The following is a 26,173-nucleotide window of genomic DNA, read 5'->3' as shown; positions in this document are numbered from 1 at the left end:
TGCCCGGCGCTGCCCCTCCCGGAGCGCGGAGGCCGGCCAGGTCGTCGGACGTTGATGTCGTTTTCTCGCCAGCCCGGCCCGCCCGCGATCACCGATCCTTGAGGCATGCACACCGACACCGAGCGCTGCGTGCGGGCCGTCCAGTCGAAGGACGCCCGCTTCGACGGCGTCTTCTTCACCGCCGTCCGCACCACTCGGATCTACTGCCGGCCCAGCTGCCCGGCCGTGCCGCCCAAGCCCGAGAACATGGAGTTCCACCCCACCGCCGCCTCCTGCCAGCGGGCCGGGTTCCGGGCCTGCAAGCGCTGCCGGCCCGACACCAGCCCGGGATCGCCCCACTGGCACGTCAGGGCCGACGCCGTCGCCCGCGCCGTGCGGCTGATCCAGGACGGCGTCGTCGACCGCGAGGGGGTGCCCGGCCTCGCCGCGCGGCTCGGCTACTCCACGCGGCAGATCGAGCGGCAGCTGCTCACCGAGCTCGGCGCGAGCCCCCTCGCACTCGCCCGCGCCCAGCGCGCCCAGACCGCCCGGCTGCTCATCGAGACCACCCCCATGCCCATGGCGCAGATCGCCTTCGCGGCCGGTTTCTCCTCCATCCGCACCTTCAACGACACCGTCCGCGAGGTCTTCGCGCTCACCCCCGGCGAGCTGCGGGCCCGCGCCAGGGGCCCCCGCGCCGACGGATCCCGGGTGTCCACCACGCCCGGGACCATCACCCTCCGGCTGCCGTTCCGCGCCCCGCTCGACCCGTCCAACCTCTTCGGCCACCTGGCCGCGACCGCCGTCCCCGGCGTCGAGGAGTGGCGCGACGGCGCCTACCGCAGGACGCTCGCCCTCCCGTACGGCTACGGCATCGTCGCGCTGACCCCGCGCCCCGACCACGTGCTGTGCCGGCTCTCGCTCACTGATCCCCGCGACCTCCCGATCGCCATCAGCCGCTGCCGCCGGCTCCTCGACCTCGACGCCGACCCCGTCGCCGTCGACGACCAGCTGCGCGCCGACCCGCTGCTCGCGCCGCTCGTCGACGCCGCGCCCGGCCGGCGGGTACCGCGCACCGTCGACGCCGCCGAGTTCGCCGTACGGGCCGTGCTCGGCCAGCAGGTGTCCACCGCCGCCGCACGCACCCACGCGGCCCGCCTGGTCACGGCGCACGGCGTCCGCGTCGAGGACCCGGAGGGCGGCCTCACCCATCTCTTCCCGACGCCCGAGGCCCTCGCCGGGCTCGATCCCGAGACCCTCGCCCTGCCGCGCAGCCGCCGCACCACCCTGATCACCCTGATCGGCGCCCTCGCGGACGGAAGCCTCGCCCTCGGACCCGAGAGCGACTGGGCCGAGGCCCGGGCCGGGCTCCTCGCCCTGCCCGGCTTCGGGCCCTGGACCACCGAGGTCATCGCCATGCGGGCGCTCGGCGACCCCGACGCCTTCCTCCCCGGCGACCTCGGCGTCCGCCGCGCCGCCCAGAGCCTCGGGCTGCCGGCCACGCCCGCCGCGCTCACCGACCGGGCGGCACGCTGGCGGCCCTGGCGCGCGTACGCCGTGCAGTACCTGTGGGCCACCGACGAGCACCCGATCAACCACCTGCCCGCGTAAGGAAGTTCCGCCATGCCTCCCACCGTCCGGCACACGGTCGTGGACAGCCCCTACGACGCGCTGACCCTGGTCGCCGTCGACGGCGTCCTCAGCCGCATCCACATGACCGGCCAGCGCCACCGCCCGCCGGAGGAGACCTTCGGCAGCCCCGACCCGCGGCCGTTCACCGAGGCCGTGCGGCAGCTCGACGCGTACTTCGCCGGCCGACTCACCGAGTTCGACCTGCCGTTGCACCTCGTCGGCACCGAGTTCCAGCTCCGCGTGTGGGAGCAGCTGCGCAGCATCCCGTACGGCGAGACCCGGACGTACGGCGAACTCGCCGAGGCCCTCGGCAATCCCGGCGCCTCCCGCGCGGTCGGCCTCGCCAACGGCAAGAACCCGGTGAGCATCGTCGTCCCGTGCCACCGCGTGATCGGCGCGGGCGGCGGGCTCACCGGTTACGGCGGCGGCCTCGACCGCAAGCAGCGGCTGCTGGCCTTCGAATCGGGCGCGGCGGCCCCCGACGCCCTGTTCTAGCGGAGCCGTTCGAGCAGCGCGGGCAGCGCCGTGCCGATCGGCTCGCGCACGACCTCGTCCGCGATCGGGTCGTACGGCGTCGGCTCGGCGTTCACGATGATCAGCCGGGCGCCGTGCTCGGCCGCGATCCCGGCGAGCGATGCCGCCGGCTGCACCTGGAGGCTGGTGCCGACCGCGACGAACACCTCCGCGGCCTTCGCGATCGACATCGCGTCGCCCAGCACCTTCGGGTCGAGACGCTGCCCGAACATCACCGTCGCCGCCTTCAGGATGCCGCCGCACGTCCGGCACGCCGGGTCGTCCTCGCCGGCCTTCACCCGATCCAGCGCCTCGTCCATCGACGAACGGGCGTGACAGGCCGTGCACACCACCGACCGCGCCGAGCCGTGGAGTTCGAGCACCTTGCGCTCGGACACGCCGGCGGCCTGGTGCAGCCCGTCGACGTTCTGGGTGATCACCCGCAGCGCGTTGCCGCTCTTCTCGTAGGCCGCGACGGCGTGGTGCGCGACGTTCGGCTCGGCACGGAGGACCGGCAGGTCGAGCCGCATCCGCCACGAGCGGCGGCGGATCTCCGGGTCGGCCATGTACGGCCCGTAGGTGACGAGCCGCTCGGCCTCCGGGTCGCGCCGCCACACCCCGTCGGGTCCGCGGTAGTCGGGGATGCCCGAGTCCGTGGAGATACCGGCTCCGCTGAGAATCGCCACCATGGTCATGTGGCGAGCGTAGGCGGGCCGGTGGACCTCCCGCGATCCGATTTGTTGCTGCCGGGTCCGCCCCCACGGCCAAGGTCAGCATCTCCCTCGACGCCGAACTCGTGGTCGAGGCCATGGTCCGCCGGCCTCGGCAGGCCCCAGGACGCCGTCGAGGCGGTCGTCCGCGACCTCATCGCCCGCGGCCGCCGCACCGGGGCCCGCACCGCCTCCCGCGACACGTCCGCGCGCACCGGCCGCCTCACGCCACCGGAACCCGGACACGGCTGGCGCCCGTCCGGGTGCTCAGGCGCCAGGGCGTGACCCGACCCGCACCGGGCGGCCGTTCTCCAGTTCCACCGGGCCGCGGCCGCCGTCCAGCGCGGCAAGGGCCGCGACCACCCGCAGCCCCAGGCCGCCCGGCAGGTACGCGGGCAGCTCCGCCGGCTCCACCAGCTTCCAGGAGACCAGCTCCTCCTCCTGGAGCCGGATCGCCGCGAGCTGCTCACCGGACAGCACCCCGCCGTCGTACAGGTACGCCACCAGCGGGGGACGGCCCGGACCGGGCACCCAGTCGACGGCGAGCAGCGCGCCCAGCTCCACGTCGAGGCCGATCTCCTCGGCCGTCTCGCGCCGGGCGCCCGCCCGGGGCGTCTCGCCCGCGTCGGACTCGATCGTGCCGCCCGGCAGGGCCCAGCCCTCCCGGTAGTTCGGCTCGACGATCAGGACGCGGCCGGCCGCGTCCCGGAAGAGGGCGGCGGCCCCGGCCAGGACCCGGGGCAGGCCGGCGATGTACGTGGCGTAGTCGGACGTCGTCATCCCGTCAGCGTAGCCAGCCGTACCGTCCGCTCCGCCAGCTCGCTGATCCGGGACCCGTCGAAGCCCGCCACCGCGCTGTGCACCCGGTCCCGCAGCGGCTCCGACCACTGGGGCGGGATCGCCGCCGCGCCGCACAGCACGCCCGCGACGGAGCCGGCCGTGGCGCCGTTGGAGTCGGTGTCCAGGCCGCCGCGCACGGTCAGCGCGAGGGTACGAGTGAAGTCGCCCTCGCCGTAGAGGAGTCCGGCGGTGAGCACCGCGGCGTTCGGGATCGTGTGGATCCAGCCCAGCGAACCGGTCTCCCGGGACAGCTCGGCCAGCGCATCGGACCACTCCACTCCGGCCTCGTGCAGCGCCATCGTGTGCCGCACGGTCCTGGCGAGGCGGCTGCTCGCCGGGACGCGTTCCAGCGCGACGGACAGCGCGGAGCGCGCGTCGGGAGCCGTGAACGCGGCGGCGATCAGGGCCGCCGCCCACATCGCGCCGTACACCCCGTTGCCCGTGTGGGAGAGCACCGCGTCGCGGCGGGCCAGCGAGGCGGCCCGGCGCGGGTCGCCCGGCGAGGTCCAGCCGTACACGTCCGCCCTGATCAGGGCGCCGATCCACTCCTGGTACGGATTGTCGTAGGTGGCGGTCAGCGGCGGCTTCAGGCCGTTCGCGAGATTGCGGTAGGCCACCCGCTCCGCCGTGAACGTCTGCAGGTACGGCAGCCGCAGCAGCCAGTGCTCGCCGACCTGCTCGGTGCTGAAGGCGAAGCCGCGGGTCTCCAGCAGGTGCAGGCCCAGGATCGTGTAGTCGATGTCGTCGTCCCGGCAGCTGCCGTTGATCCGGCCGCGCACGCACTGCGGCCACTCGGGGCGCAGCTCGAAACCGTCGGCACCGGCGGCGGGCGGCGGGGGCAGGTAGTCGGTCAGCGGCAGGGCGTCGGTCAGCCGCAGATAGGCGTCGATCCGCTCGGTCGTCCAGTGGTCACCGCGTTCGACCGGCTTGCCGAGCATGTTCCCGGCGATCCGCCCCGTCCAGCCGCCGAGGATCCGGTCGGCGAGTTCACTGTGCTTGAGCTGACCCATGTCTACGGTGTAACCGACGGGACGCCGGGCCGCGCGCCGACCCGCCCGCCCGGCTCTCCGCGATCACTCCTCCCCGCCCTCGCCCCTGCCCGCCGCCACCTCCCCGCGCTCCCGCTCCTCGTCGCCCTCGGTGCGCGACCGCGCGGCCGCACGGCGCAGCCGGTGGTGGCGGGCGGCTCCCGTCCCGGCCGCCCGTTGGCTGACCGCCTCGCCGACCATCGCCCGTACCGCGTCCCCGACGCCGTGCGGCGCGTGGTGCCGGGCGGGGCCCGCGCCCGGGTCCTCACGCAGCTCCTTCAGGAGCGACCAGCACAGGCCCAGCATGACGAGCACGAAGGGCAGCGCCACCAGGATCGTCGCCGTCTGCAGCGAGTTCAGACCGCCGGCGACCAGCAGGACGGCGGCGACCGCGGCCATCAGGACGCCCCAGGCGACCACCAGCCAGGTCGGCGGGTTCAGCGCGCCGCGGCTGGTGAGCGAGCCCATCACCAGCGAGGCCGAGTCGGCGCTGGTGACGAAGTACGTCATGACCAGCAGCATCGCGATGTAGGAGGTGACCGTGCCGATCGGCAGGGCGTCCAGCATCGCGAACAGCGAGGCCTCCGCGCCGTCCTTCACCGCTCCCGCCAGGTCGGCGGCGCCCGTCGAGTCGAGCCGGATCGCCGTGCCGCCCATCACGCAGAACCAGACCACCGTGGCGCCGGAGGGCACGAGCAGCACCCCGAAGAGGAACTCGCGCACGGTTCGGCCCCGGGAGATCCGCGCGATGAAGGTGCCGACGAACGGCGCCCAGGACAGCCACCACGCCCAGTAGAAGATCGTCCAGGCCCCGAGCCACGCGCGGTCCGAGAAGGCGCCCGTACGGCTGGCCATCGGCAGCAGCTGGTGCAGGTAGCCGCCCACCGAGGCGGGGATCGTGTCCAGCACGTAAACGGTCGGGCCGAGCAGGAACACGAACAGCATCAGCGCGGCGGCGAGCACGATGTTCAGCGTCGAGAGCCACTTCACGCCCTTGTGCAGGCCCGAGAACGCCGACAGGACGAACGCCGCGGAGAGCGACACGATGATGATCAGCTCGGTGGCCGTGGAGTCCTTCACGCCCGCGGTGATGTTCAGGCCCTCCGCCACCTGGAGCGCGCCGAGGCCCAGGCTGGTGGCCGTGCCGAAGACCGTCGCGAACACCGCGAGCAGGTCGATCGACCTGCCCGGCCAGGACCGCGCCCTGCGCTCGCCGAGCAACGGAACGAACGCGGCGCTCAGCGTGTTGCCGCGGCCCTTGCGGAAGCCGGCGTAGGCGAGGGCGAGGCCCGCCATGCCGTAGATGGCCCACGGAGTGAGGGTCCAGTGGAAGAACGAGTACTCCATCGCGGTCCGGGCCGCGGCGCCGGTCCCCGGCTCGACGCCGGTCGCGGGCGGCGGGCTCAGATAGTGCTGGAGCGGTTCGCCCACCCCGTAGAACATCAGGCCGATGCCCATGCCCGCGCTGAACATCATCGCGATCCACGCGAGGTTGGTGAACTCCGGCTCCGAGTCGTCCGCGCCGAGCCGGATCCGGCCGAAGCGGCTCAGCGCGATCACCACGCACAGCACGAGGAAGACGTCCGCCGCCGTCACGAACAGCCAGGCGAAGTTGCCGAGGACCCAGCGCAGGGCCGTGGAGGAGGCGTCGTCGAAGGAGTCCTCGCCGAGCGCCGCCCAGCCGACCACCGCGACGACGGCCGCCATCCCGATGCCGATGACCTTCGGGTCCGGTCCGGGGTCCTGGACGGGGCGTGGCCCGGGTCTCTGATCGATCGGTTCCGTGCTCATGTGGCCCCACTATGGTGTGGAATATCGCCTTATCAGGGGGTGGCACGCCGTCTTCCCGTACGGATAGGGTCGGCCACGGCGCGACTGCCTGTTCGAAAGCAAGGGATGCAAGGTGACGGACGGAGCAGTAACTGAGGTCGCACGCGTGCTCGTCGCGGCCGACAAGTTCAAGGGTTCGCTCACGGCCGTACAGGTCGCGGAGCGGGTCACAGCAGGACTGCGACGGGTCGTCCCGGAGCTCGAGGTGGAGACGCTGCCCGTCGCCGACGGCGGCGACGGCACCGTGGCGGCGGCCGTCGCGGCCGGGTTCGAGCGGCGCGAGGTCACCGTGACCGGGCCGGTCGGCGAGCCCGTCACGGCCGCGTTCGCGCTGCGCGGGACCACCGCGGTGGTGGAGATGGCGGAGGCCTCCGGCCTCCAGCTGCTCCCGGCCGGGGTCTTCGCCCCGCTCACCGCCACCACCTACGGCTCCGGAGAGCTGCTGCGCGCCGCCCTCGACGCCGGCGCCACCTCGATCGTCTTCGGCGTCGGCGGCAGCGCCACGACCGATGGCGGCGCGGGCATGCTCGCCGCGCTGGGCGCGCGCTTCCTCGACGCCGACGGCGAGCCGGTCGGCCCCGGCGGCGGAGCCCTCGCCGGGCTCGCGTCCGCCGACCTGTCGGACGTCGACCCGCGCTTCGCCGACGTCGACCTCGTCCTCGCCAGCGACGTGGACAACCCGCTGACCGGCCCGAAGGGCTGCGCCGCGGTGTACGGCCCGCAGAAGGGCGCCTCCCCGCAGGACGTCGAGACCCTGGACGCGGCCCTCGCGCACTACGCGCAGGTACTGGAGAAGGCGATCGGTCCCAAGGCCGCCGAGCTCGCCGCCTCCCCGGGCGCGGGCGGCGCCGGCGGCATCGGCTACGGCGCGCTGCTGATCGGCGCGAGCTTCCGCCCCGGCATCGAGCTGATGCTGGACGTCCTGGGCTTCGCCCCGGCCCTGGAGCGCGCCACGCTGGTCATCACGGGCGAGGGCTCCCTCGACGAGCAGACCCTGCACGGCAAGGCCCCGGCGGGCGTCGCCGCGGCCGCCCGCGCGGCCGGCAAGGACGTCGTCGCGGTCTGCGGCCGCCTCGCGCTGGCTCCCGAGACCCTGGGCGCCGCCGGCATCCGCCGTGTCTACCCGCTCTCCGCCCTGGAGCCCGACCCCGCGAAGTCCATCCCGAACGCGGGCCCGCTCCTGGAGCAGGTCGCCTCGGACATCGCCCGGGACTTCCTGGCGTAGCGGCAGCTCGCAGCACCGGGCGAGGACCGTCCGCGGCCCCGCGGACGGCCCGCCCCGCCGGACCTTCCCGAGATGTGACCCGCATCACACCCCGATCCTGTCAGGAATCGCCTCGCTGTCCCGCTCAACCTCCGGGAGCAAGCGAAACGACAGGAGAAGACGCATGAAGCACCGCATCGTCGTCCTCGGCGCCGGCTACGCCGGCGCCTACGCGGCCGGGAACCTGGCCCGCCGGCTGTCCCCGGCGGACACCGAGATCACCGTCGTCAACGCCGAGCCGGACTTCGTCCAGCGGCTGCGGCTGCACCAGTACGCGGCCGGTCAGGAGATCGAGGCTCCGAAGCTCGCCGACGTCTTCGAGGGAACGGGCGCACGGCTGCGCCTGGGCCGGGTCACCGCCGTCGACCCCGAGCGCCGGGTCGTCGCCGTGGCCGACGCCGACGGGGACGCAGGCGAGCTCGGCTACGACACGCTCGTCTACGCGCTCGGCAGCCGCGTCGCCGACCACGGCGTCCCCGGTGTGGCCGAGCACGCCTTCGACGTCACCGGCCGGCCCTCGGCGCAGCGCCTGCGCGAGCACCTGGACGGTCTGGAGAGCCGGGCCGGGCAGGGCGGGGGCCGGAGCGTGCTGGTCGTCGGTGACGGGCTGACGGGCATCGAGACCGCCACCGAGGTCGCCGAGTCCCGGCCCGGCCTGTCCGTGACGCTCGTCGCCCGTGGCGAGCTGGGCGCCCGGCTCTCCGCCGGAGCCCGCGACCATCTGCGCCGGGCCTGCGGCCGGCTGGGCATCACGGTCCTGGAGCACACCGTCGTCGAAGCCGTCGAGGCGACGCGGGTGCGGTGCGCCGACGGCACCGTCCTGGTGTCCGACGCGACCGTGTGGACGGCCGGGTTCGCGGTGAGCCCCGTCGCCGCCGCCGGCGGGCTCGAGGTCACCCCGGACGGCCGGATCGTCGTCGACGGCACCATGCGGTCGGTCTCGCACCCCGACGTGTACGCCGCCGGCGACGCCGCGTACGCCATCGGCGACAACGGCCTGCCGCTGCCGATGTCCTGCGCCTCGGCCGGCTACACCGGCATGCGGGCGACCGACGCGATCCTCGGGCGCCTGACCGGCCGCAGTACCGGTAGCACCAGCCTTGCCTACCTCGGCAACCACATCAGCCTCGGACGGCGGGACGGGATCCTGCAGATGGTCGACGGGAAGGGAACCGCGAAGCCGAAGTACCTCGGCGGCCGGAAGGCCGCCCGGATCAAGGCGGGCATCCTCAGGATGTCGCTGTGGACCACCTCGCACCCCACCTTCGGCATCCCCAAGCGCCAACACCGCCTCGTGGCAACCGCGTTGATCCCTGCCGAGCAGGCGGGCCGCGTAGCCGGCCACTAAGGTGACCCACGTGGACAGCACCACCGCCGACCGCTTCGACACCAGCCGGTTCGAGGCCAGCCGGAACCGGCTGGCCTCGCTGGCGTACCGTCTCCTCGGCTCCGCCGTCGACGCGGAGGACGTCGTGCAGGACGCCTTCCTGCACTGGCAGGCAGCCGACCGGCAGCGGATCAAGGTGCCCGAGGCATGGCTGACCAAGGTCGTCACCAACCTGTGCCTCGACCGGCTCCGCTCGGCCCAGGCCCGCCGCGAACGCAGCGCCGGCGCCTGGCTGCCCGAACCGCTCCTCGACGGTGACCAGATGCTCGGCCCGGCCGACACGTTCGAGCAGCGCGAATCGGTCTCCCTGGCCGTGCTGACGCTGATGGAGCGCCTGTCGCCCTTCGAGCGGGCCGTCTACGTCCTGCGCGAGGCGTTCTCGTACAGCCACGCCGAGATCGCCGACATCCTCGACGTCAGCGAGGCCGCGAGCCAGCAGCACCTCCACCGGGCCCGGCGGCACGTCGCCACCGCGCGCCGTCGTGGCGGGGACGGCGCGGCCGACCCCGCCGCCGCCCGCAGGATCGTCGAGGAGTTCCTCGCCGCGGCCACCTCGGGCCGCACCGAACGGCTCGTGGCGCTCCTCACCGACGACGTCACCGCGGTCTCCGACGGCGCGGGCCTGACCGCGAAGCTGCTGCGGTTCGACACCCCGGAGCGCGTCGCCGCCGTCGCACGGGCCGGCTTCACCCCCACGCGCGCGAAGCGGCGCCTCGCCGGCGGCACGCCCACCGTCCACTACGCGCTCGTCAACGGCGCCCCCGCCATGCTCTTCGTCGTCGGGGACCAGGTCATCGGTGCCGTCACCTTCGACATCGCCGACGGCAGGATCGCCACCGTACGGGGCATCGCCGCCCCGGCCCGTCTCACCCGCCTCAACGATGCCTGGCGCACCCACGAGCCGGACACGCCGCTCGTCGGCGAGTGGTGACCCGCGAGGCCCTGTGCGCGCGGCCCTGTGCGCGGCACCGTGCGCTCGGCGACACACCCGCGTAACACGCCGGTGCGAGCCTCGGGCGCATGAACGACGCACGAAGCGAAGAGAAGCGGCTCGGCGAGGAGCGGCTCGGGGAGAAGCGGCCGGGGGAGAAGCGGCTCGGCGGCGGGGCGGAGATCCGGCGCCTGACGGCCGAGGAGGTCCGTGAGCGGGCCTCGGACGGTCTGGGCGCGCTCCTGGTGGACGCGGTCGCCGGTGGGGCCTCCATCGGCTTCCTGGCGCCGCTGGACCCTGCGGAGGCCGCCGCCTGGTGGACCGAGGTGGCCGACGGGCGCGAGGTCTGGGCCGCGTACGGCGCCGGGGACGCGGTCCTGGGCGCCGTGACCCTCGTACGCGACGCCAAGGCGAACGGGCGGCACCGCGGCGAGATCGCACGGCTCGTGGTGCACCGTGACGCCCGCGGCCAGGGCCTCGGCGCCCGGCTGCTCGCGACCGCCGAGGCGCACGCCGCAGCGACCGGCCTCGGCCTCCTGGTCCTGGACACCGAGACCGACAGCCCCGCGGAACGGCTCTACCGCGCGGCCGGCTGGACCGCGGCGGGCGTCATCCCGGACTTCGCCGCCGACCCGGGCGGCACCCTCCGCCCCACGACCCTCTACTACAAGCGCCTGGGCCGCTGACGGCCCCGCGCGCTGTCGACGGCACAGGAAAGGGCCCCGGACGCTGTCCGCGTCCGGGGCCCTTTCCGTCGGTCCTGCTACGGCAGCTGCGCCGCCTGCGCCTGCCGCGCCTCCCGGCTCTCGCGCCGGTTGTCGCGGAAGGTGTTCACTCGCCGGGCCGTCGCGAAGAGGGGGATCACGGCGCCCAGCACCACCTGGAGAGCACAGCCGGTCTGGAGCAGGAAGGCCCCGCCCGGCGCGTCGAAGGCCCACGCCGCCAGCATGCCCATGGCGCCGACGATCCAGCTGAGCATCGCCACCGCGAGGATGCCCCGCGGCTTCGGGTACTCGACCCGGCTCACCATCAGCCAGGCGACACCGATGATCGCGAGCAGCGTCGGGATGAACGGCAGCTCGAGGAGCACGATCGAGACCACCGTCAGCGCGCCGAAGGGGCTCGGCATGCCCTGGAACATGCCGTCCTTCATCGTCACGCAGGAGAACCTCGCGAGCCTCAGCACCACCGCCAGCAGCACGACGATCGCGGCCACGGCCGAGACCTTCTGCTGCGCGCCGGGCGTGACCATCCCGTACACGAGGACGAAGTAGGCCGGGGCCAGACCGAAGCTGATCAGGTCCGACAGGTTGTCCAGCTCGGCGCCCATCGGGGACGAGCGCAGCTTGCGCGCCACGATGCCGTCGAACAGGTCGAAGATCGCCGCGGCCAGCATCAGGATCACGGCGGTGGCGGCGCTGTTGCGCGCCATGCCGGTCTCCGAGCTGCCCGTGAGGTGAGGGATGAGGATCCCCGTGGTGGTGAAGTACACCGCCATGAAGCCGCACGTGGCGTTACCGAGCGTGAGGGCGTCCGCTATGGACAGCCTCATCGACAGCGGCATCTCCTCGGCCTCGTCGACGCCGTCCGCCTCCGCCTCGGCGACCCAGTCGGCCGCCCGAGTGTCGGGATCAATCACGGTCAATGCGAGTCACCCCCGCGGTCGTGGGCTGACCGACCTCGACCGCGACCTCGACACCCTCCGGCAGGTAGATGTCGACGCGCGAACCGAAGCGGATCAGTCCGATCCGGTCACCCTGCTCGACCTTCGTCCCCTGCGGGATGTACGGCACGATCCGCCGGGCCACGGCACCCGCGATCTGGACCATCTCGATGTCGCCGAGCTCGGTGTCGAAGTGCCAGACAACGCGCTCGTTGTTCTCGCTTTCCTTGTTGAACGCGGGCACGAAGCCGCCGGGGACGTGCTCCACGGACGTCACCGTGCCGGCCAGCGGCGCGCGGTTGACGTGCACGTTCAGCGGGCTCATGAAGATGGCGACGCGGGTGCGTCCGTCCTTCCACGGCATGATGCTCTGCACCACGCCGTCGGCGGGCGAGATGACCCGGCCCTGAGCGATCTCGCGCTCGGGGTCGCGGAAGAACCACAGCATGCCGGCCGCGAGAGCGGTGGCCGGCACGGCGACGGCCTTGGCGGCGGTCGACTTGCGAGCGCGCGCAAGGCTCAGCGCCGCGGTGGCGACGGTCGGCAGAAGCCACGGCGATGCTCCGCGTGCGATGCGTGCGCCCTTGAGGCTGTCGCGGTGTGCAGAGGTTTGGCTGTGGGGCATGGATGACCTTCGTAGCGGATGATGCCGCACTGGCAACGGGGGACGGCGGCTTTCCGGCGATGCTATCGGTTGCGAGCCGCAACTGGGCAAGCGAGAAGCCGAGTCGGAGGCCGGAAGCCGAACACAGGGTGTGATCTTCTTCGCGGCCATACCGACCTAAATGCGACAATCAACCCTGGAAGCGGTACTCCTCGAGCAGCCGACGACCAATGATCATTTTCTGGATCTCGGCGGTACCTTCGCCGATGAGCAGCATCGGTGCCTCACGGTAGAGGCGCTCGATCTCGTACTCCTTGGAGAACCCGTAGCCGCCGTGAATACGGAAGGCATCCTCGACGACCTCCTTGCAGTATTCGGAGGCGAGGTACTTCGCCATCCCTGCTTCGAGGTCGTTTCGTTCCCCGGAGTCCTTTTTGCGTGCTGCGTTCACCATCATGGCATGAGCGGCCTCGACCTTGGTAGCCATCTCGGCCAGCTTGAACTGAATCGCCTGGTGCTGGGCGATCGGCTTTCCGAAAGTGTGACGCTGTTGGGCATACTGGACGCCCAGCTCGAAGGCACGCTGCGCGACGCCGCAACCACGGGCCGCCACATTGACCCGGCCGACCTCGACGCCGTCCATCATTTGGTAAAACCCTCGGCCGGTGACCCCGCCGAGGACACGATTGGCCGGAATGCGCAGTCCGTCCATGATGAGCTCGGTCGTGTCGACGCCCTTGTAGCCCATCTTCTCGATCTTGCCCGGAATGGTGAGGCCGGGGCGCACCTCTCCGAAGCCGGGCTCCTTCTCGACGAGGAAGGTCGTCATCGACTTGTGCGGGGCGGTGCCCTCGGGGTGTCCTTCGTCACTTCGGACGAGCACGGCGACCAGCGTTGACGTGCCGCCGTTGGTCAGCCACATCTTCTGGCCGTTCAGGACGTACTCGTCGCCGTCCTGCACCGCCTTCGACGTGATCGCCGACACGTCCGAGCCGAGACCCGGCTCCGACATCGAGAACGCGCCGCGCGTCTCGCCGGCCGCCATCCGCGGAAGGAAGTACTCCTTCTGCTCCTGGGTGCCGTGCTGCTTCAGCATGTACGCCACGATGAAGTGGGTGTTGATGATGCCGGACACCGACATCCAGCCGCGCGCGATCTCCTCCACGCACAGCGCGTAGGTGAGCAGCGACTCACCCAGGCCGCCGTACTCCTCGGGGATCATCAGACCGAAGACGCCGAGCTCCTTGAGCCCGTCCACGATCTGCTGGGGGTACTCGTCACGGTGCTCGAGCTCCGTGGCGACCGGGATGATCTCCTTGTCCACGAAGTCACGGACCGTGGAGAGGATCTCCTGCTGGACGTCGGTCAGACCGTGGGTCTGGGCGAGTCGCGCCATGACTACTTCCCCTGTTCCTTCAGCTCGGGGCGGCCGGGCTGCTCGCCGCCGCGCGCGTCGATGTACTCGGCGGTCGGGACCATCACCTTGCGGCGGAAGACGCACACCAGGGTGCCGTCCTGCTTGTAGCCCTTGGTCTCGACGTAGACGATGCCGCGGTCGCTCTTCGACTTCGACGGCGTCTTGTCGAGGACGGTGGTCTCGCCGTAGATGGTGTCGCCGTGGAAGGTCGGCGCCACGTGCCGCAGCGACTCGATCTCCAAATTGGCGATGGCCTTGCCGGAGACGTCCGGCACGGACATGCCGAGCAGCAGCGAGTAGATGTAGTTGCCGACGACGACGTTCTTCTTGAAGTCCGTCGTGTTCTCCGCGTAATTCACGTCCATGTGCAGCGGATGGTGGTTCATCGTCAGCAGACAGAAGAGATGGTCGTCGTACTCGGTGACCGTCTTTCCGGGCCAGTGCTTGTAGACGGCGCCGATCTCGAACTCTTCGTAGGTGCGGCCGAACTGCATCGGGGATCAGGCCTCCGGGATCTCGAACTTGCTGGTGCGCTGCATGCCGGCGGCGCGGCCCTTGCCGGAGATGACCAGGGCCATCTTGCGGGAGGCCTCGTCGATCATCTCGTCGCCGAGCATCGCGGAGCCCTTCTTACCGCCGGCCTCGGACGTGTAGTAGTCGTACGCGTCGAGGATCAGCTCGGCGTGGTCGAAGTCCTCCTGCGAGGGCGAGAAGATCTCGTTCGCCGCGGCGACCTGGTCCGGGTGCAGCACCCACTTGCCGTCGAAGCCCAGGGCGGCGGCGCGCTGCGCGACCGCGCGGTAGCCCTCCTGGTTGCGGATCTGCAGGTACGGGCCGTCGATCGCCTGGAGGTTGTTGGCGCGGGCGGCCATCAGGATGCTCATCAGGATGTGGTGGTACGCGTCCGCCGGGTAACCGGGCGGCTGCTCGCCGACGACCAGCGACTTCATGTTGATGGAGGCCATGAAGTCGGCCGGGCCGAAGATGATCGTCTCGACGCGCTGCGAGGCCTGGGCGATCGCGTTGACGTTGGTGAGGCCCTGGGCGTTCTCGATCTGCGCCTCGATGCCGATCTTGCCGACCTCGAAGCCCATGGTCTTCTCGATCTGGGTGAGCAGCAGGTCGAGCGCGACGATCTGCTCGGCGCTCTGCACCTTCGGCAGCATGATGCAGTCGAGGTTCTGGCCGGCGCCCTCGACGACCGTGACGACGTCGCGGTACGTCCAGTGGGTCGTCCAGTCGTTGACCCGCACGACCCGGGTCTTGCCGGTCCAGTCGCCCTCGTTCAGGAACTTCACGATGGTGTGCCGGGCCTCCGGCTTGGCCAGCGGCGCGCAGGCGTCCTCGAGGTCCAGGAAGACCTGGTCGGCGGCGAGACCCTGGGCCTTCTCCAGGAAGCGCGGGTTGGAGCCGGGCACCGCGAGGCACGAACGACGCGGGCGCAGGCGGTTCACGGGGCTGGTCATGCGGGGACCTCCGTACTTTCAAGGGGGCTGAGCTGGTTGGCTTTGCGGATCTCGTCGACGATACGTCCGATGATCCCGGTGATCCCGAAGTCCTTCGGGGTGAAGACGGCGGCCACGCCCGCCGCCTTGAGCTCCTCGGCGTCGGCGTTCGGGATGATCCCGCCGACGACGACCGGGATGTCGGCCGCGCCGGCCACCTTGAGGCGGTCGAGGACGTCCGGCACGAGCTGGGCGTGCGAACCGGAGAGGATCGACAGGCCGACCGCGTGCACGTCCTCCTCCAGGGCCGCGTCCACGATCTGTTCCGGCGTCAGCCGGATGCCCTGGTAGACCACCTCGAACCCGGCGTCACGGGCCCGCACGGCGATCTGCTCGGCGCCGTTGGAGTGCCCGTCGAGGCCCGGCTTGCCGACCAGGAAGCGCAGCTTGCCCACGCCCATGTCCTGCGCGGTGCGCTCCACCTTGCCGCGCACCTCGGCCAGCGGGGAGCCCGCCTCGGCCGGAACGGCCACCGGGGCGGAGGAGACACCGGTCGGGGCCCGGAACTCACCGAAGACCTCGCGCAGCGCCCCGGCCCACTCGCCGGTGGTGACGCCGGCGCGGGCGCACTCCAGGGTGGCCTCCATGAGGTTGTCGCTGCCCTTGGCCGCCTCCTTCAGCCGCTCCAGGGCCTTGCACGGCCGGGGGTGGTTGAAGGGCGGCTGGTAGCGGGTGTCGCGCCAGGTCTTCAGCGCGCCGACCACCCGGGCCTCGACGGCCGGGTCGACCGTCTGGATCGCGGTGTCCAGGTCGGCGGTGAGCGGGTTGGGCTCGGTCGTCTCGAAGATGTTGACGCCGACGATCTTCTCCTCGCCCGACTCGATGCGGGCGCGGCGCTCGGCGTGCGAGGAGACCAGCTGGGCCTTCAGGTAGCCGGACTCGACGGCGGCCATGGCGCCGCCCATCTCCTGGATCCGCTCGATCTCCGCCAGGCACTCGGTGACCAGGGCGTCCACCTTGGCCTCGATGACGTGCGAGCCGGCGAAGATGTCCTCGTACTCCAGGAGGTCGGACTCGTGCGCGAGCACCTGCTGGATGCGCAGCGACCACTGCTGGTCCCAGGGGCGCGGCAGTCCGAGCGCCTCGTTCCAGGCCGGGAGCTGGACGGCACGCGCGCGTGCGTCCTTCGACAGCGTCACGGCCAGCATCTCCAGGACGATCCGCTGGACGTTGTTCTCCGGCTGGGCCTCGGTCAGACCGAGCGAGTTGACCTGGACGCCGTAACGGAAGCGGCGCTGCTTGGCGTCCTCGATCCCGTAGCGCTCGCGGGTGATCGTGTCCCAGATGCGGCCGAAGGCGCGCATCTTGCACATCTCCTCGATGAAGCGGACGCCCGCGTTCACGAAGAACGAGATGCGGGCGACGACCTCGCCGAACCGCTCCTCCGGGACCTGTCCCGAGTCGCGGACGGCGTCGAGGACGGCGATCGCGGTGGACATCGCGTACGCGATCTCCTGGACCGGAGTGGCCCCCGCCTCCTGCAGGTGGTAGCTGCAGATGTTGATCGGGTTCCACTTCGGGATGTGGTTGACCGTGTACGCGATCATGTCCGTCGTGAGGCGGAGCGAGGGGCCGGGCGGGAAGACGTGCGTCCCGCGCGACAGGTACTCCTTCACGATGTCGTTCTGGGTGGTGCCCTGGAGCCGGGTGATGTCCGCACCCTGCTCCTCGGCGACCACCTGGTAGAGCGCCAGCAGCCACATGGCGGTGGCGTTGATCGTCATCGAGGTGTTCATCTGCTCCAGGGGGATGTCCTGGAACAGCCGCCGCATGTCACCGACGTGCGAGACGGGCACCCCGACGCGGCCGACCTCGCCGCGGGCGAGGATGTGGTCGGGGTCGTAGCCGGTCTGCGTGGGCAGGTCGAACGCGACCGAGAGGCCGGTCTGGCCCTTGGCGAGGTTCCGCCGGTAGAGCTCGTTCGACGCCTCGGCGGTCGAGTGGCCGGCGTAGGTCCGCATGAGCCACGGCCGATCCTTCTGACGCTCTGTCATCTATGGTCCCTGGGTCAGAGGTTGCGGTGTCAGATGTTGCGGAAGCGGTTGATGGCGTCGATGTGCTGGGCGCGCATCTCCGGGTTCCGGACGCCGAGGCCCTCCTCCGGGGCGAGGGCGAGCACGCCGACCTTGCCCTGGTGCAGGTTGCGGTGGACGTCGTAGGCGGCCTGGCCGGTCTCCTCCAGGGAGTAGACCTTCGACAGGGTGGGGTGGATCTTGCCCTTGGCGATCAGGCGGTTGGCCTCCCACGCCTCGCGGTAGTTGGCGAAGTGCGAGCCGATGATGCGCTTCAGCGACATCCACAGGTAGCGGTTGTCGTACTGGTGCATGTAGCCCGAGGTCGAGGCGCAGGTGGTGATGGTGCCGCCCTTGCGGGTGACGTAGACGCTGGCGCCGAAGGTCTCGCGGCCCGGGTGCTCGAAGACGATGTCGATGTCCTCGCCGCCGGTCAGCTCGCGGATCTTCGAGCCGAAGCGCTTCCACTCGCGCGGGTCCTGGGTCTGCTCGTCCTTCCAGAACTTGTAGCCCTCGGCGTTGCGGTCGATGACCGCGTCGGCGCCCATGGACCGGCAGATGTCGGCCTTCTCGGGGGAGGAGACGACGCAGATCGGGTTGGCGCCGCCGGCCAGCGCGAACTGGGTGGCGTACGAGCCGAGGCCGCCGCTCGCGCCCCAGATCAGGACGTTGTCGCCCTGCTTCATGCCGGCGCCGTTGCGGGAGACCAGCTGGCGGTACGCGGTGGAGTTCACCAGGCCCGGGGCCGCGGCCTCCTCCCAGCTGAGGTGGTCCGGCTTCGGCATCAGCTGGTTCGACTTGACCAGGGCGATCTCGGCCAGGCCGCCGAAGTTGGTCTCGAAGCCCCAGATGCGCTGCTCGGGGTCGAGCATCGTGTCGTTGTGGCCGTCCGAGGACTCGAGCTCCACGCTCAGGCAGTGCGCGACGACCTCGTCACCGGGCTTCCAGGAGTTGACGCCCGGGCCGGTGCGCAGGACGACGCCCGCGAGGTCGGAGCCGATGACGTGGTACGGCAGGTCGTGGCGCTTGGTGAGCTCGGACAGACGGCCGTAGCGCTCCAGGAAGCCGAAGGTCGACACGGGCTCGAAGATCGAGGTCCAGACCGAGTTGTAGTTCACGGAGGAGGCCATGACGGCGACCAGTGCCTCGCCCGGGCCGAGCTCGGGGAGGGCGACGTCGTCGAGGTGCAGCGACTTGCGCGGGTCCTTGTCACGGCTGGCGACCCCGGCGAACATCTCCGCCTCGTCCTTGTGGACGGTCACGGCGCGGTACGACTCGGGGAGCTTGATGTTGGCGAAGTCGGCCGAGGTGGAGTCGGGCGACTGGATCGCGTCCAGGATGTCCTTCACGGGATGCCTCCGGCGGTGCGGCGTCTGAGGGGGACGCGCTGAGGGTTACGTCGGGGTTGCTGCTGTGGAGGTGTGCCGTCGGTTCGGCGAGGTGGTGCTGTGGCGGCGCCGGGCTTTGCTTCGTTCCGCCTCTGCTCGTGACAAAGGCGCCGAGGAAGCAAAGCCGTGGCGCGAGGGTGCCTGTGACGCAGGCGTCCGGGCGCACGAGCAGGATCGCTTGTGGGGACAGCCGGCGCACGAGGTGATCTCTGCGCGCCGGCCGCCCGGACAGCATCAACGTATGGCACGCCGTGTCACCTGACAAGGCACTGCGTGCCAACAATTTCACTCAGATGCAATCTGCTCGTCACGGATGAGCGATGATCGATCGAAAATGCGCCTGAACTGGGCGTATGAGCCTTCGGATACGGCGAAGGCCGCCCCCGGAATCCGGGAGCGGCCTTCGCCGTGGAGCGGTGTCGGGGCGGTTCAGCCCTTCTTGAGTGCCTGCTGGATGGTCCGCATGACCTCGTCGAGCGATGCGTCCGTCCGGGCGACGGCGACCACCACGTCGCCCGTGGTGGACGCCGTGGCGGCCGGGGCGGCCGGGGCGGCCGACGGGGCCGGCTCGGTGGTCGTGCCGCCTGGCGCGGCCGGCCGCGCGCCTATGCCCGTGCCGAAGGTCTCCCGCACGATCGCGAAGGCGTGGTCGAGCTGGGCCTCCACGTCGCCCTGACCGCCCGCGCGCAGCCAGCGCCGCAGCACGTGGTTGTGCGCGGTGACCACCGCGGAGGCGGCCACCTCCGCGAGCAGCGGGTCGTCGTTGCCGTCGTGGTGGTCGCGCTCGTCGAAGTGACCGAGCAGATAGCGGGTGAAGAGTCGCTCGTAGCGGGCCACCGAGGCGATCTCGCGCTCCCGCAGCGTCGGCACCTCACGGGTGAGCCGGTAGCGGGCCACGGAGACGGCGGGCGAGCCCGCGTACATCTTCATGACCTCCTTGATCCCCCGGCACACCGTGTCGAGCGGGTGCTCGTGCGGCGGGGCCGCGTTCAGCACCGCCTCGGCGCGCACCAGGGTGTCGTCGTGGTCCGGGAAGATGGCCTCTTCCTTGGAGCGGAAGTGCCGGAAGAAGGTCCGCCGGGCCACCCCGGCCGCCGCCGCGATCTCGTCGACGGTCGTGGCCTCGTAGCCCTTGGTGGCGAACAGCTCCATGGCCGCGGCGGCCAGCTCCCGGCGCATTTTCAGCCGCTGCGCGGCGGCGCGGGTCCCCGCCGCGCTCTCGGGAGAGTCGGGCGTGGACGTGGCACGGGGTGTCTTCGCGGCCTTGGACATGTCCCGAACGTACTGCATCGGAGCGGAAGTGTGCCCAGGTGGGGGAGGGGAGCCCGGCCCGGCACCGGCGGTACCCGGCGGGCTGAGCAGCCCTCCCCATCCCCCGTACGACCCGTCGGCGGCCTCAGCGGCGGGCATATTCGCGGAAGCCACGCCCCGTCTTCCGGCCCAGGCAGCCGGCGGCCACCAGGTGCTCGAGCAGCGGCGCCGGGGCCAGACCCGGGTCGCGGAACTCGCGGTGCAGGACCTTCTCGATGGCGAGCGAGACGTCCAGCCCGACCACGTCCAGGAGCTCGAACGGACCCATCGGGTAGCCGCCGCCCAGCTTCATCGCGGCGTCGATGTCGTCCAGGGTCGCGTAGTGCTCCTGGACCATCTTGATCGCGTTGTTGAGGTAGGGGAACAGGAGCGCGTTGACGATGAAGCCGGCCCGGTCGCCGCAGTCCACGCCGTGCTTCTTGATCTTCGCCGTGACCTCGCGGACGGTCGCGTGGACGTCGTCCGCGGTCAGGACGGTACGGACGATCTCCACCAGCTTCATGGCCGGCGCCGGGTTGAAGAAGTGCATCCCGATGACGTCCTGCGGGCGCGAGGTGGCCCTGGCGCACGCGACGACCGGCAGTGAGGAGGTGGTGGTGGCGAGCACGGCGCCCGGCTTGCAGATCTTGTCCAGGCGGGCGAACAGGTCCTGCTTGATCTCCAGGTCCTCGGCGACCGCCTCGACCGCCAGGTCGACCTGGGCGAAGGCGTCGAGCGAGCCGGCCGGGACGATCCGGGCCAGCGTCTCGTCGCGGGCCTCGCCGGTCATCCGGCCCTTGTCGACGGAGCGGCCGAGGGACTTGGCGATCCGCGCCTTGGCGGTGTCGGCCTTCTCCTGCGAGCGGGCCGCCAGGACGACCTCGTAACCGGCCTTCGCGAAGACCTCGGCGATGCCGGAGGCCATGGTGCCGGAGCCGGCCACGCCGACGGAGCGGACCTCACGGCCGCCGCCGGCGGCGACCGAGTCCGGCGGGGTGAGGGCGTCGCGCACGACGGTGGCCGAGCCGGGGGCCTCGTAGGTGTAGAAGCCGCGGCCGGACTTGCGGCCGGTCAGGCCCGCCTCGCTGAGCTGCTTGAGGATCGGGGCCGGGGCGTGCAGCCGGTCCCGCGACGAGGCGTACATCGCCTCCAGGACGGTACGGGCGGTGTCGATGCCGATCAGGTCGAGCAGGGCCAGCGGGCCCATCGGCAGGCCGCAGCCGAGGCGCATGGCCGCGTCGATGTCCTCGCGGGAGGCGTACTTGGCCTCGTACATGGCGGCGGCCTGGTTGAGGTAGCCGAAGAGCAGTCCGTCGGCGACGAAGCCGGGCCGGTCGCCGACCGCGACGGGCTCCTTGCCGAGCTCCTGCGCCAGCCGGGTGACGGCCTCGACGGCCCGCGGGTCGGTCAGCACCGAGGAGACCACCTCGACCAGCTTCATCGCCTGGACCGGGGTGAAGAAGTGCAGTCCGAGGACCCGCTCCGGGTGCGCGGAGTCGGCGGCGAGCCGGGTCACCGAGAGCGCGTTGGTGCCGGTGGCGAGGATGGTGCCGGGCCGGACGATGCCGTCCAGGGCCCGGAAGACCTCCTGCTTGGTCTCGTACGACTCGGGCACGACCTCGATCACGAGGTCGGCGTCGGCGGCGGCCTGGAGCTCGGAGTAGGTACGGAACCGGGCGAGGACGTCCTGCCGCTCCTCCTCCGTGATGCGCTCACGGGCCACCGCGCGGGCGGTGGAGGCCTCCAGGGCGGCGACGGCCTTGGCGGCCGCGGTCTCGTCGATGTCGATGCCGATGACCTCGCGGCCGGCCCGGGCCAGGACATCGGCGATGCCCGTGCCCATGGTGCCGAGACCGACGACGGCGATGGTGGAGAGAGGGATGTCCATCAGGGGACTCCTGGGAGGAAGAGTGACGACTGAAGGCAGCGCGCGGAAAAAGGGGAAGGCGCGATGGGCCCGGAGGGCGGATGAGAGCCCGGGGGCGCGGAAAAAGCGAGGACGGACCCTGTCCCGGAGTCACGTCGAAACTGCCGAACCGAACGAACTCCCCCAAACCTTCGGGATGGGGGTACCCCAAGACGGCTGCGTCACCAGGCCGTCGTGAGAAGTGCGGGGGGTGGCCCGCTCACCTGAGATTAACTGCCCGGTAACGAGCGCGCCAGTCCTGGGAAGTTGGGAAAGTGTGATCTGGATCGCGGATAGCCTCGGATTCATGGAAATCGCCGAGGAACTTCCCGAGGATCCCGAATTCTGCTCGATGATCGATCGTTTGCGTGAAGAGATCGGGAATGCAGAAGGGGCCGTTCCCGCCGCATTCGAAGAACTCGCCGGGCCGCTCGGCACCGAGGAACTCCATCGCGCGCTCACCGCTCCCGGGCAGCCGCTCTGGGCCCGTGAGATCGCCGCCTTCCGACTCGGCCTGGCGGGTGACCCGCGCGCCTTCGAGGCGCTCGTCCTCCTCCTCAACCACCGCGACCCGGAGCGCTGCGTCTCCGCCGCCCACGCCCTCACCCGCCTCGGTGACCCACGGACCGCGCGGGCCGCCGCCGCGCTCGCCACCAACGAACTCCGCGTCGCCTACGCGCTGCTGCCCGTCCGCCTGCTCGCCGGCCTCCGGGCGCCGGAGAGCGTGCCGGCCCTCGTCGCGGTCCTGCGCCGCAGGCTCGCGCCCGGCGACCCGCACTGGCGGGTCGGCCTCGCCTGCGTCGAGGGGCTCGGTGCGCTGGGCGACCCGGAGGCCCGCGGGGTCCTGGAGGCGGCCCTGCCGCACCCGAGGTTCGGGGGAGCGGCGCGAGAGGCGCTGGGACGGCTCGGCGACAGAGGCTAGACGGTCGGCCGGTCCTCGGGTATCAGCGCGAAGGCCTCGATCTCGAGGACGAGTTCGGGCCGCACCAGGGCGCTCACCTGGACCGCCGAGCTCGCCGGCAGCGGGAGCGCGCCGAAAGCGGCGTCGCGGGCCGCCCGGACCGCGGGCAGGTGCGCCATGTCCGTGACGAAATACGTCAGCTTCACGACGTCCCCGAAGTCCGCGCCGGCGGCGGCCAGACAGCGGCCGAGGTTCGCGAACACCTGGCGGGCCTGGGCGTCCGGGTCCCCGGCGCCGACCACCGCGCCCCCGGCGTCGAGGGCGATCTGGCCGGAGACGGCCACGAACCGGCCGGTGCCCCACACGACATGGCTGTACTGCGGGCTGGGGGCCAGGCCCGCGGGGGCCGGGACATGGGTCAGGTGCGTGCTCATGCCTCACATCCTGACCCACGCCACTGACACTCCGGCCCGCCCCCGGCCGGCCCGCGGACGAGCCAGGAGGTGTCCCCTCGATCACTTGGATCGGGGAGACACCTCCTGGTACCTGGATCGGGGAGACACCTCCTGGGCCGTGTGGCCGAGCCGGCCGAGCCGGCCGAGCGGCCTCAGCGCACGTGCCCGAGCATCCCGTGCAGCGTGGCTCCGGCATCCGGGGCGGTGCCGCGGGTCGCCGTGGCCTTCGCGGGCTCCGGCTCCGGCAGGGTCTCGCAGACCGCGTCCGCCTCCGCGCCGTCCGCACCGCGGGGCACCTTTCCGGTGGAGAGGTAGGCGACGAGGTGCTCGTCCATGCAGTCGTTCCCGGCGAGCGTCACGCCGTGGTTGCCGCCGCCCTCCTCGACGACCAGGCTGGAGCCGCGGACCATCCGGTGCAGGGCGACCCCGCCCTCGTACGGCGTGGCCGCGTCGTCGGTGGCCTGGAGGACGAGCACCGGCGGCAGCTTGTCGTTGGTGACGTCCGGCGGGGTCAGCGGGTCGACCGGCCAGAACGCGCACGGCGCGTTGTACCAGGCGTTGTTCCAGGTGGAGAACGGCGCCTTGGCGTGGGCGTCCCAGTTGTCCTTCCGCCAGACGTTCCAGTCCCGAGGCCAGGCCGCGTCCCGGCACTGGACGCTCGTGTAGATCGAGTAGCCGTTCTCGGCGGCGGCGTCCGCGGCGCCGAAGTCCTCGTAGGCCTTCACCAGCGGAGCGCCGTCCCGCTCGTTGACGTACGCGGAGAACGCGGCCGCGAGCTTCGGCCAGTAGCCGTTGTAGTAGCCGCCCGGCAGGAAGGTGTCCTCCAGCTCGCCGGGGCCGACCTTGCCGCTCGCGGGCCTGGTGCGCAGCTCCTCCCGCATCCCGTACCAGGCGGCCTCGACGGCGGCCGGGTCGGTGCCGAGCCGGTAGGCGTCGTCGTTGCGGGCCACCCAGGCCGCGAAGTCCTTGTGCCGGGTGTCGAAGGCGTAGTCCTGGGCGAGGTTGTCCTCGTACCAGACTCCGTGCGGGTTGACGACGGAGTCCAGGGCCATGCGCCGCACCCGCTCCGGGTGGAGCCGGGCGTACACGGCACCGAGGTAGGTGCCGTAGGAGTAGCCGAGGTAGTTGAGCCTCGGCGCGCCGAGCGCCGCACGGATCGCGTCCATGTCGCGGGCGGTGGAGACGGTGTCGATGTACGGCAGCACGTCGGCGTACTTGTCGCCGCAGGCCTCGGCGAAGGCCTCGGCGCGCTCGACGCCGGCCCGCTCGCCGTCGGCGCCGCCGGGCACGGAGTCGGGCCTGACCGGGTCGAAGTGGCCGGGGAGGCAGTTCAGGGCGGGTTCGCTCTTGCCGACGCCACGCGGGTCGAAGCCGATGACGTCGTACTGCGCGGCCACCTTCGCGGGCAGCGCGGCGGCCACGTAGCCCGCCATGCCGCGCCCGCTGCCGCCGGGCCCGCCGGGGTTGACGAGGAGCGGGCCCTGGAAGGTCTTCGCGGTGTGCGCGACCCGGGTCAGGGCGAGCGTGATGTTCCGCCCGGCCGGTTCGTCGTGGTTCAGCGGCACCTTCAGGGTGGCGCACTGCAGCTTCGGGTACGCCTTGGTCGGACAGTCCGCCCAGGCGAGCGGAGCGTGGGGACGGGCCGCCGGCCCGGGTTCGGCCGCGGCGGTGGCAGTGGCGGTGGCGGGCAGGACGGTGACCGTCCCGGCGACCAGCGCCCCAGCGGCGATCAGCTTTCCTGCGCGGGGTCTCATACGGCGTCCGTGCCCCGTACACGGCTCACCAGGACCGTCTTCGCCGAGAGTTGACCCATTCGGCGGACGTGACGCACCGTCAAGGGAGTGGCGGTCACAGGAGGGTGAGCTGCTCGGGCCCGGATTCCGCCGCGCGCGCGTGGTGGTCGGGCAGGGGCGTCCCGCGGTGCGACCGCGACGCCTCCCGTCTGCCGGGACCTATGCCGAACTCGTCCGCCAGCTCGTGCACCTGACGGGTGATCCGGCGCTGGTACCAGGTCGGTGCGTAGGCCCCGGCCGCGTACATCCGCTCGTAGCGCCCGACCAGACCGGGATGGTGGCGGCCCAGCCAGGTCATGAACCACTCGCGGGCGCCGGGCCGAAGATGGAGCACCAGCGGGGTGACGGAGGTGGCGCCGGCCTCGGCGATGGCGCGCACCGTGGCGCGCAGCTGCTCGGGCCGGTCGCCGAGGAACGGGATGACCGGGGCCATCAGGACCCCGCAGCCGATGCCGTGCCCGGCGAGGGTGCGCACGACGTCCAGGCGGCGCTCGGGGGCCGGGGTGCCGGGCTCGACCGTCCGCCACAGCTCGTGGTCGGTGAAGCCGACGGAGACGGAGACCCCGACCTCGGTGACGTCGGCGGCCTGCCGGATCAGCTCCAGGTCGCGCAGGATCAGCGTCCCCTTGGTGAGGATCGAGAACGGGTTGGCGTGGTCCCGCAGCGCCTCCAGGATCCCCGGCATGAGCCGGTAGCGGCCCTCCGCGCGCTGGTAGCAGTCGACATTGGTGCCCATCGCGATGTGCGCGCCCTGCCAGCGGCGGGAGGCGAGCTGGGAGCGCAGCAGCTCCGGCGCGTTCACCTTGACCACGATCTGCGAGTCGAAGCCGATGCCGGTGTCGAGGTCCAGATAGCTGTGCGTCTTGCGGGCGAAGCAGTACACGCACGCGTGCGTGCAGCCCCGGTACGGGTTGACCGTCCACTCGAACGGCATGCGGGAGGCGCCGGGCACCCGGTTGACGATGGACCGGGCCCGCACCTCGTGGAACGTGATGCCGCGGAACTCGGGCGTGTCGAACGTACGGGTGGTGACCGCGTCCGTGCCGAACAGGGCGATGTCGGCGGGGGCGGCGGGAGCCGCGGGAGAGCCGGCCAGATGGTCCCAGCGCATGGACGCCTCCTCGG

At 71.9% G+C, this 26,173-nt stretch carries 23 protein-coding genes; 7 read left to right on the top strand and 16 right to left on the bottom strand.

The features are described 5' to 3' along the window. Window positions 1-105 precede the first annotated feature (105 nt). Window positions 106-1,590: an AlkA N-terminal domain-containing protein gene (locus tag ACFY8W_RS07060; protein WP_391101188.1), complete on the top strand. Its 1,485-nt coding sequence runs from the start codon at window positions 106-108 to the stop codon at window positions 1,588-1,590. Window positions 1,591-1,602: 12 nt separating this feature from the next. Continuing rightward, the gene (locus ACFY8W_RS07055; RefSeq protein ID WP_391101185.1) at window positions 1,603-2,106 is read left to right on the top strand and encodes a methylated-DNA--[protein]-cysteine S-methyltransferase; all 504 of its coding nucleotides are present in this window, start codon (window positions 1,603-1,605) and stop codon (window positions 2,104-2,106) included. On the opposite strand, the gene ACFY8W_RS07050 is transcribed toward ACFY8W_RS07055, so the two are convergent. The 4 genes from ACFY8W_RS07050 to ACFY8W_RS07035 all read right to left on the bottom strand — a co-directional run bounded on the left by ACFY8W_RS07050 (window position 2,103) and on the right by ACFY8W_RS07035 (window position 6,493). Further along, window positions 2,103-2,819: a Sir2 family NAD-dependent protein deacetylase gene (locus ACFY8W_RS07050; RefSeq protein ID WP_391101183.1), complete on the bottom strand. Its 717-nt coding sequence runs from the start codon at window positions 2,817-2,819 to the stop codon at window positions 2,103-2,105. The two genes, ACFY8W_RS07055 and ACFY8W_RS07050, sit on opposite strands and share 4 nt — an antisense overlap. A 282-nt stretch (window positions 2,820-3,101) precedes the next feature. Next, entirely contained in the window at window positions 3,102-3,614 is a 513-nt protein-coding gene (locus tag ACFY8W_RS07045) for an NUDIX domain-containing protein (RefSeq protein ID WP_391101181.1), read from the bottom strand. Continuing rightward, a complete protein-coding gene (locus ACFY8W_RS07040; protein WP_391101179.1) occupies window positions 3,611-4,684 on the bottom strand; it encodes an ADP-ribosylglycohydrolase family protein in 1,074 nt (357 codons plus the stop codon). Before ACFY8W_RS07040 ends, ACFY8W_RS07045 begins: the two co-directional genes overlap by 4 nt. Before the next feature lie 63 nt (window positions 4,685-4,747). Then, window positions 4,748-6,493, bottom strand: a complete 1,746-nt coding sequence (locus ACFY8W_RS07035; RefSeq protein WP_391101177.1) for a BCCT family transporter — start codon at window positions 6,491-6,493, stop codon at window positions 4,748-4,750. Window positions 6,494-6,605: 112 nt separating this feature from the next. Between ACFY8W_RS07035 and ACFY8W_RS07030 the strand changes: the two genes are divergently transcribed. The 4 genes from ACFY8W_RS07030 (at window position 6,606) to ACFY8W_RS07015 (ending at window position 10,800) form a co-directional block, all read left to right on the top strand. After that, complete coding sequence (locus ACFY8W_RS07030) at window positions 6,606-7,757, top strand: glycerate kinase (RefSeq protein WP_391101175.1); 1,152 nt, start codon at window positions 6,606-6,608, stop codon at window positions 7,755-7,757. Window positions 7,758-7,920: 163 nt separating this feature from the next. Next, window positions 7,921-9,144 (top strand): FAD-dependent oxidoreductase, encoded by a 1,224-nt coding sequence (locus tag ACFY8W_RS07025; protein WP_391101172.1) that lies wholly within the window; start codon window positions 7,921-7,923, stop codon window positions 9,142-9,144. 10 nt (window positions 9,145-9,154) lie between these two features. Further along, the gene (locus tag ACFY8W_RS07020; protein WP_391101170.1) at window positions 9,155-10,114 is read left to right on the top strand and encodes a sigma-70 family RNA polymerase sigma factor; all 960 of its coding nucleotides are present in this window, start codon (window positions 9,155-9,157) and stop codon (window positions 10,112-10,114) included. 89 nt (window positions 10,115-10,203) lie between these two features. Beyond that, window positions 10,204-10,800 carry a GNAT family N-acetyltransferase gene (locus tag ACFY8W_RS07015; protein WP_391101167.1) on the top strand — a complete coding sequence of 199 codons (597 nt, stop codon included), beginning with the start codon at window positions 10,204-10,206 and terminating at the stop codon, window positions 10,798-10,800. A gap of 77 nt (window positions 10,801-10,877) precedes the next feature. On the opposite strand, the gene pssA is transcribed toward ACFY8W_RS07015, so the two are convergent. The 9 genes from pssA to ACFY8W_RS06970 all read right to left on the bottom strand — a co-directional run bounded on the left by pssA (window position 10,878) and on the right by ACFY8W_RS06970 (window position 21,881). Further along, the gene (pssA, locus tag ACFY8W_RS07010) at window positions 10,878-11,753 is read right to left on the bottom strand and encodes a CDP-diacylglycerol--serine O-phosphatidyltransferase (protein ID WP_391101768.1); all 876 of its coding nucleotides are present in this window, start codon (window positions 11,751-11,753) and stop codon (window positions 10,878-10,880) included. After that, on the bottom strand, window positions 11,746-12,402 hold the full coding sequence (locus tag ACFY8W_RS07005) for a phosphatidylserine decarboxylase (protein ID WP_128981441.1): 657 nt from the start codon (window positions 12,400-12,402) through the stop codon (window positions 11,746-11,748). Before ACFY8W_RS07005 ends, pssA begins: the two co-directional genes overlap by 8 nt. A 169-nt stretch (window positions 12,403-12,571) precedes the next feature. Beyond that, window positions 12,572-13,777 (bottom strand): acyl-CoA dehydrogenase family protein, encoded by a 1,206-nt coding sequence (locus tag ACFY8W_RS07000; RefSeq protein ID WP_391101165.1) that lies wholly within the window; start codon window positions 13,775-13,777, stop codon window positions 12,572-12,574. Between the two features lie 2 nt (window positions 13,778-13,779). Beyond that, entirely contained in the window at window positions 13,780-14,292 is a 513-nt protein-coding gene (locus ACFY8W_RS06995) for a MaoC family dehydratase (RefSeq protein WP_128981445.1), read from the bottom strand. A gap of 6 nt (window positions 14,293-14,298) precedes the next feature. After that, window positions 14,299-15,264, bottom strand: a complete 966-nt coding sequence (locus tag ACFY8W_RS06990; protein ID WP_384419704.1) for an HpcH/HpaI aldolase/citrate lyase family protein — start codon at window positions 15,262-15,264, stop codon at window positions 14,299-14,301. Beyond that, window positions 15,261-17,297, bottom strand: coding sequence for a methylmalonyl-CoA mutase family protein (locus ACFY8W_RS06985; RefSeq protein WP_391101163.1), 2,037 nt, complete (start codon window positions 17,295-17,297; stop codon window positions 15,261-15,263). Before ACFY8W_RS06985 ends, ACFY8W_RS06990 begins: the two co-directional genes overlap by 4 nt. A gap of 29 nt (window positions 17,298-17,326) precedes the next feature. Then, complete coding sequence (gene ccrA, locus ACFY8W_RS06980) at window positions 17,327-18,664, bottom strand: crotonyl-CoA carboxylase/reductase (RefSeq protein ID WP_391101161.1); 1,338 nt, start codon at window positions 18,662-18,664, stop codon at window positions 17,327-17,329. A gap of 468 nt (window positions 18,665-19,132) precedes the next feature. Beyond that, window positions 19,133-19,975, bottom strand: a complete 843-nt coding sequence (locus tag ACFY8W_RS06975) for a TetR family transcriptional regulator (RefSeq protein ID WP_391101158.1) — start codon at window positions 19,973-19,975, stop codon at window positions 19,133-19,135. Window positions 19,976-20,099: 124 nt separating this feature from the next. Continuing rightward, window positions 20,100-21,881 carry a 3-hydroxybutyryl-CoA dehydrogenase gene (locus ACFY8W_RS06970; RefSeq protein ID WP_391101156.1) on the bottom strand — a complete coding sequence of 594 codons (1,782 nt, stop codon included), beginning with the start codon at window positions 21,879-21,881 and terminating at the stop codon, window positions 20,100-20,102. 325 nt (window positions 21,882-22,206) lie between these two features. Here ACFY8W_RS06970 and ACFY8W_RS06965 point away from each other — a divergent pair, with 325 nt between their 5' ends. Then, window positions 22,207-22,821 carry a HEAT repeat domain-containing protein gene (locus ACFY8W_RS06965; RefSeq protein WP_391101154.1) on the top strand — a complete coding sequence of 205 codons (615 nt, stop codon included), beginning with the start codon at window positions 22,207-22,209 and terminating at the stop codon, window positions 22,819-22,821. Here ACFY8W_RS06965 and ACFY8W_RS06960 read toward each other — a convergent pair. The 3 genes from ACFY8W_RS06960 to ACFY8W_RS06950 all read right to left on the bottom strand — a co-directional run bounded on the left by ACFY8W_RS06960 (window position 22,818) and on the right by ACFY8W_RS06950 (window position 26,159). Beyond that, on the bottom strand, window positions 22,818-23,234 hold the full coding sequence (locus tag ACFY8W_RS06960) for a Rid family hydrolase (RefSeq protein ID WP_391101152.1): 417 nt from the start codon (window positions 23,232-23,234) through the stop codon (window positions 22,818-22,820). The two genes, ACFY8W_RS06965 and ACFY8W_RS06960, sit on opposite strands and share 4 nt — an antisense overlap. 173 nt (window positions 23,235-23,407) lie before the next feature. Then, window positions 23,408-25,009 carry an alpha/beta fold hydrolase gene (locus tag ACFY8W_RS06955; RefSeq protein ID WP_391101149.1) on the bottom strand — a complete coding sequence of 534 codons (1,602 nt, stop codon included), beginning with the start codon at window positions 25,007-25,009 and terminating at the stop codon, window positions 23,408-23,410. Between the two features lie 94 nt (window positions 25,010-25,103). After that, window positions 25,104-26,159 (bottom strand): Rv2578c family radical SAM protein, encoded by a 1,056-nt coding sequence (locus ACFY8W_RS06950; RefSeq protein WP_391101147.1) that lies wholly within the window; start codon window positions 26,157-26,159, stop codon window positions 25,104-25,106. Window positions 26,160-26,173: the final 14 nt, after the last annotated feature.

This window comes from Streptomyces sp. NPDC012637 (assembly GCF_042954805.1).
Lineage (GTDB): Bacteria > Actinomycetota > Actinomycetes > Streptomycetales > Streptomycetaceae > Streptomyces.
Note: the sequence above shows the minus strand (reverse complement) of the source record. Positions and strands in the feature narration are given on the sequence as shown.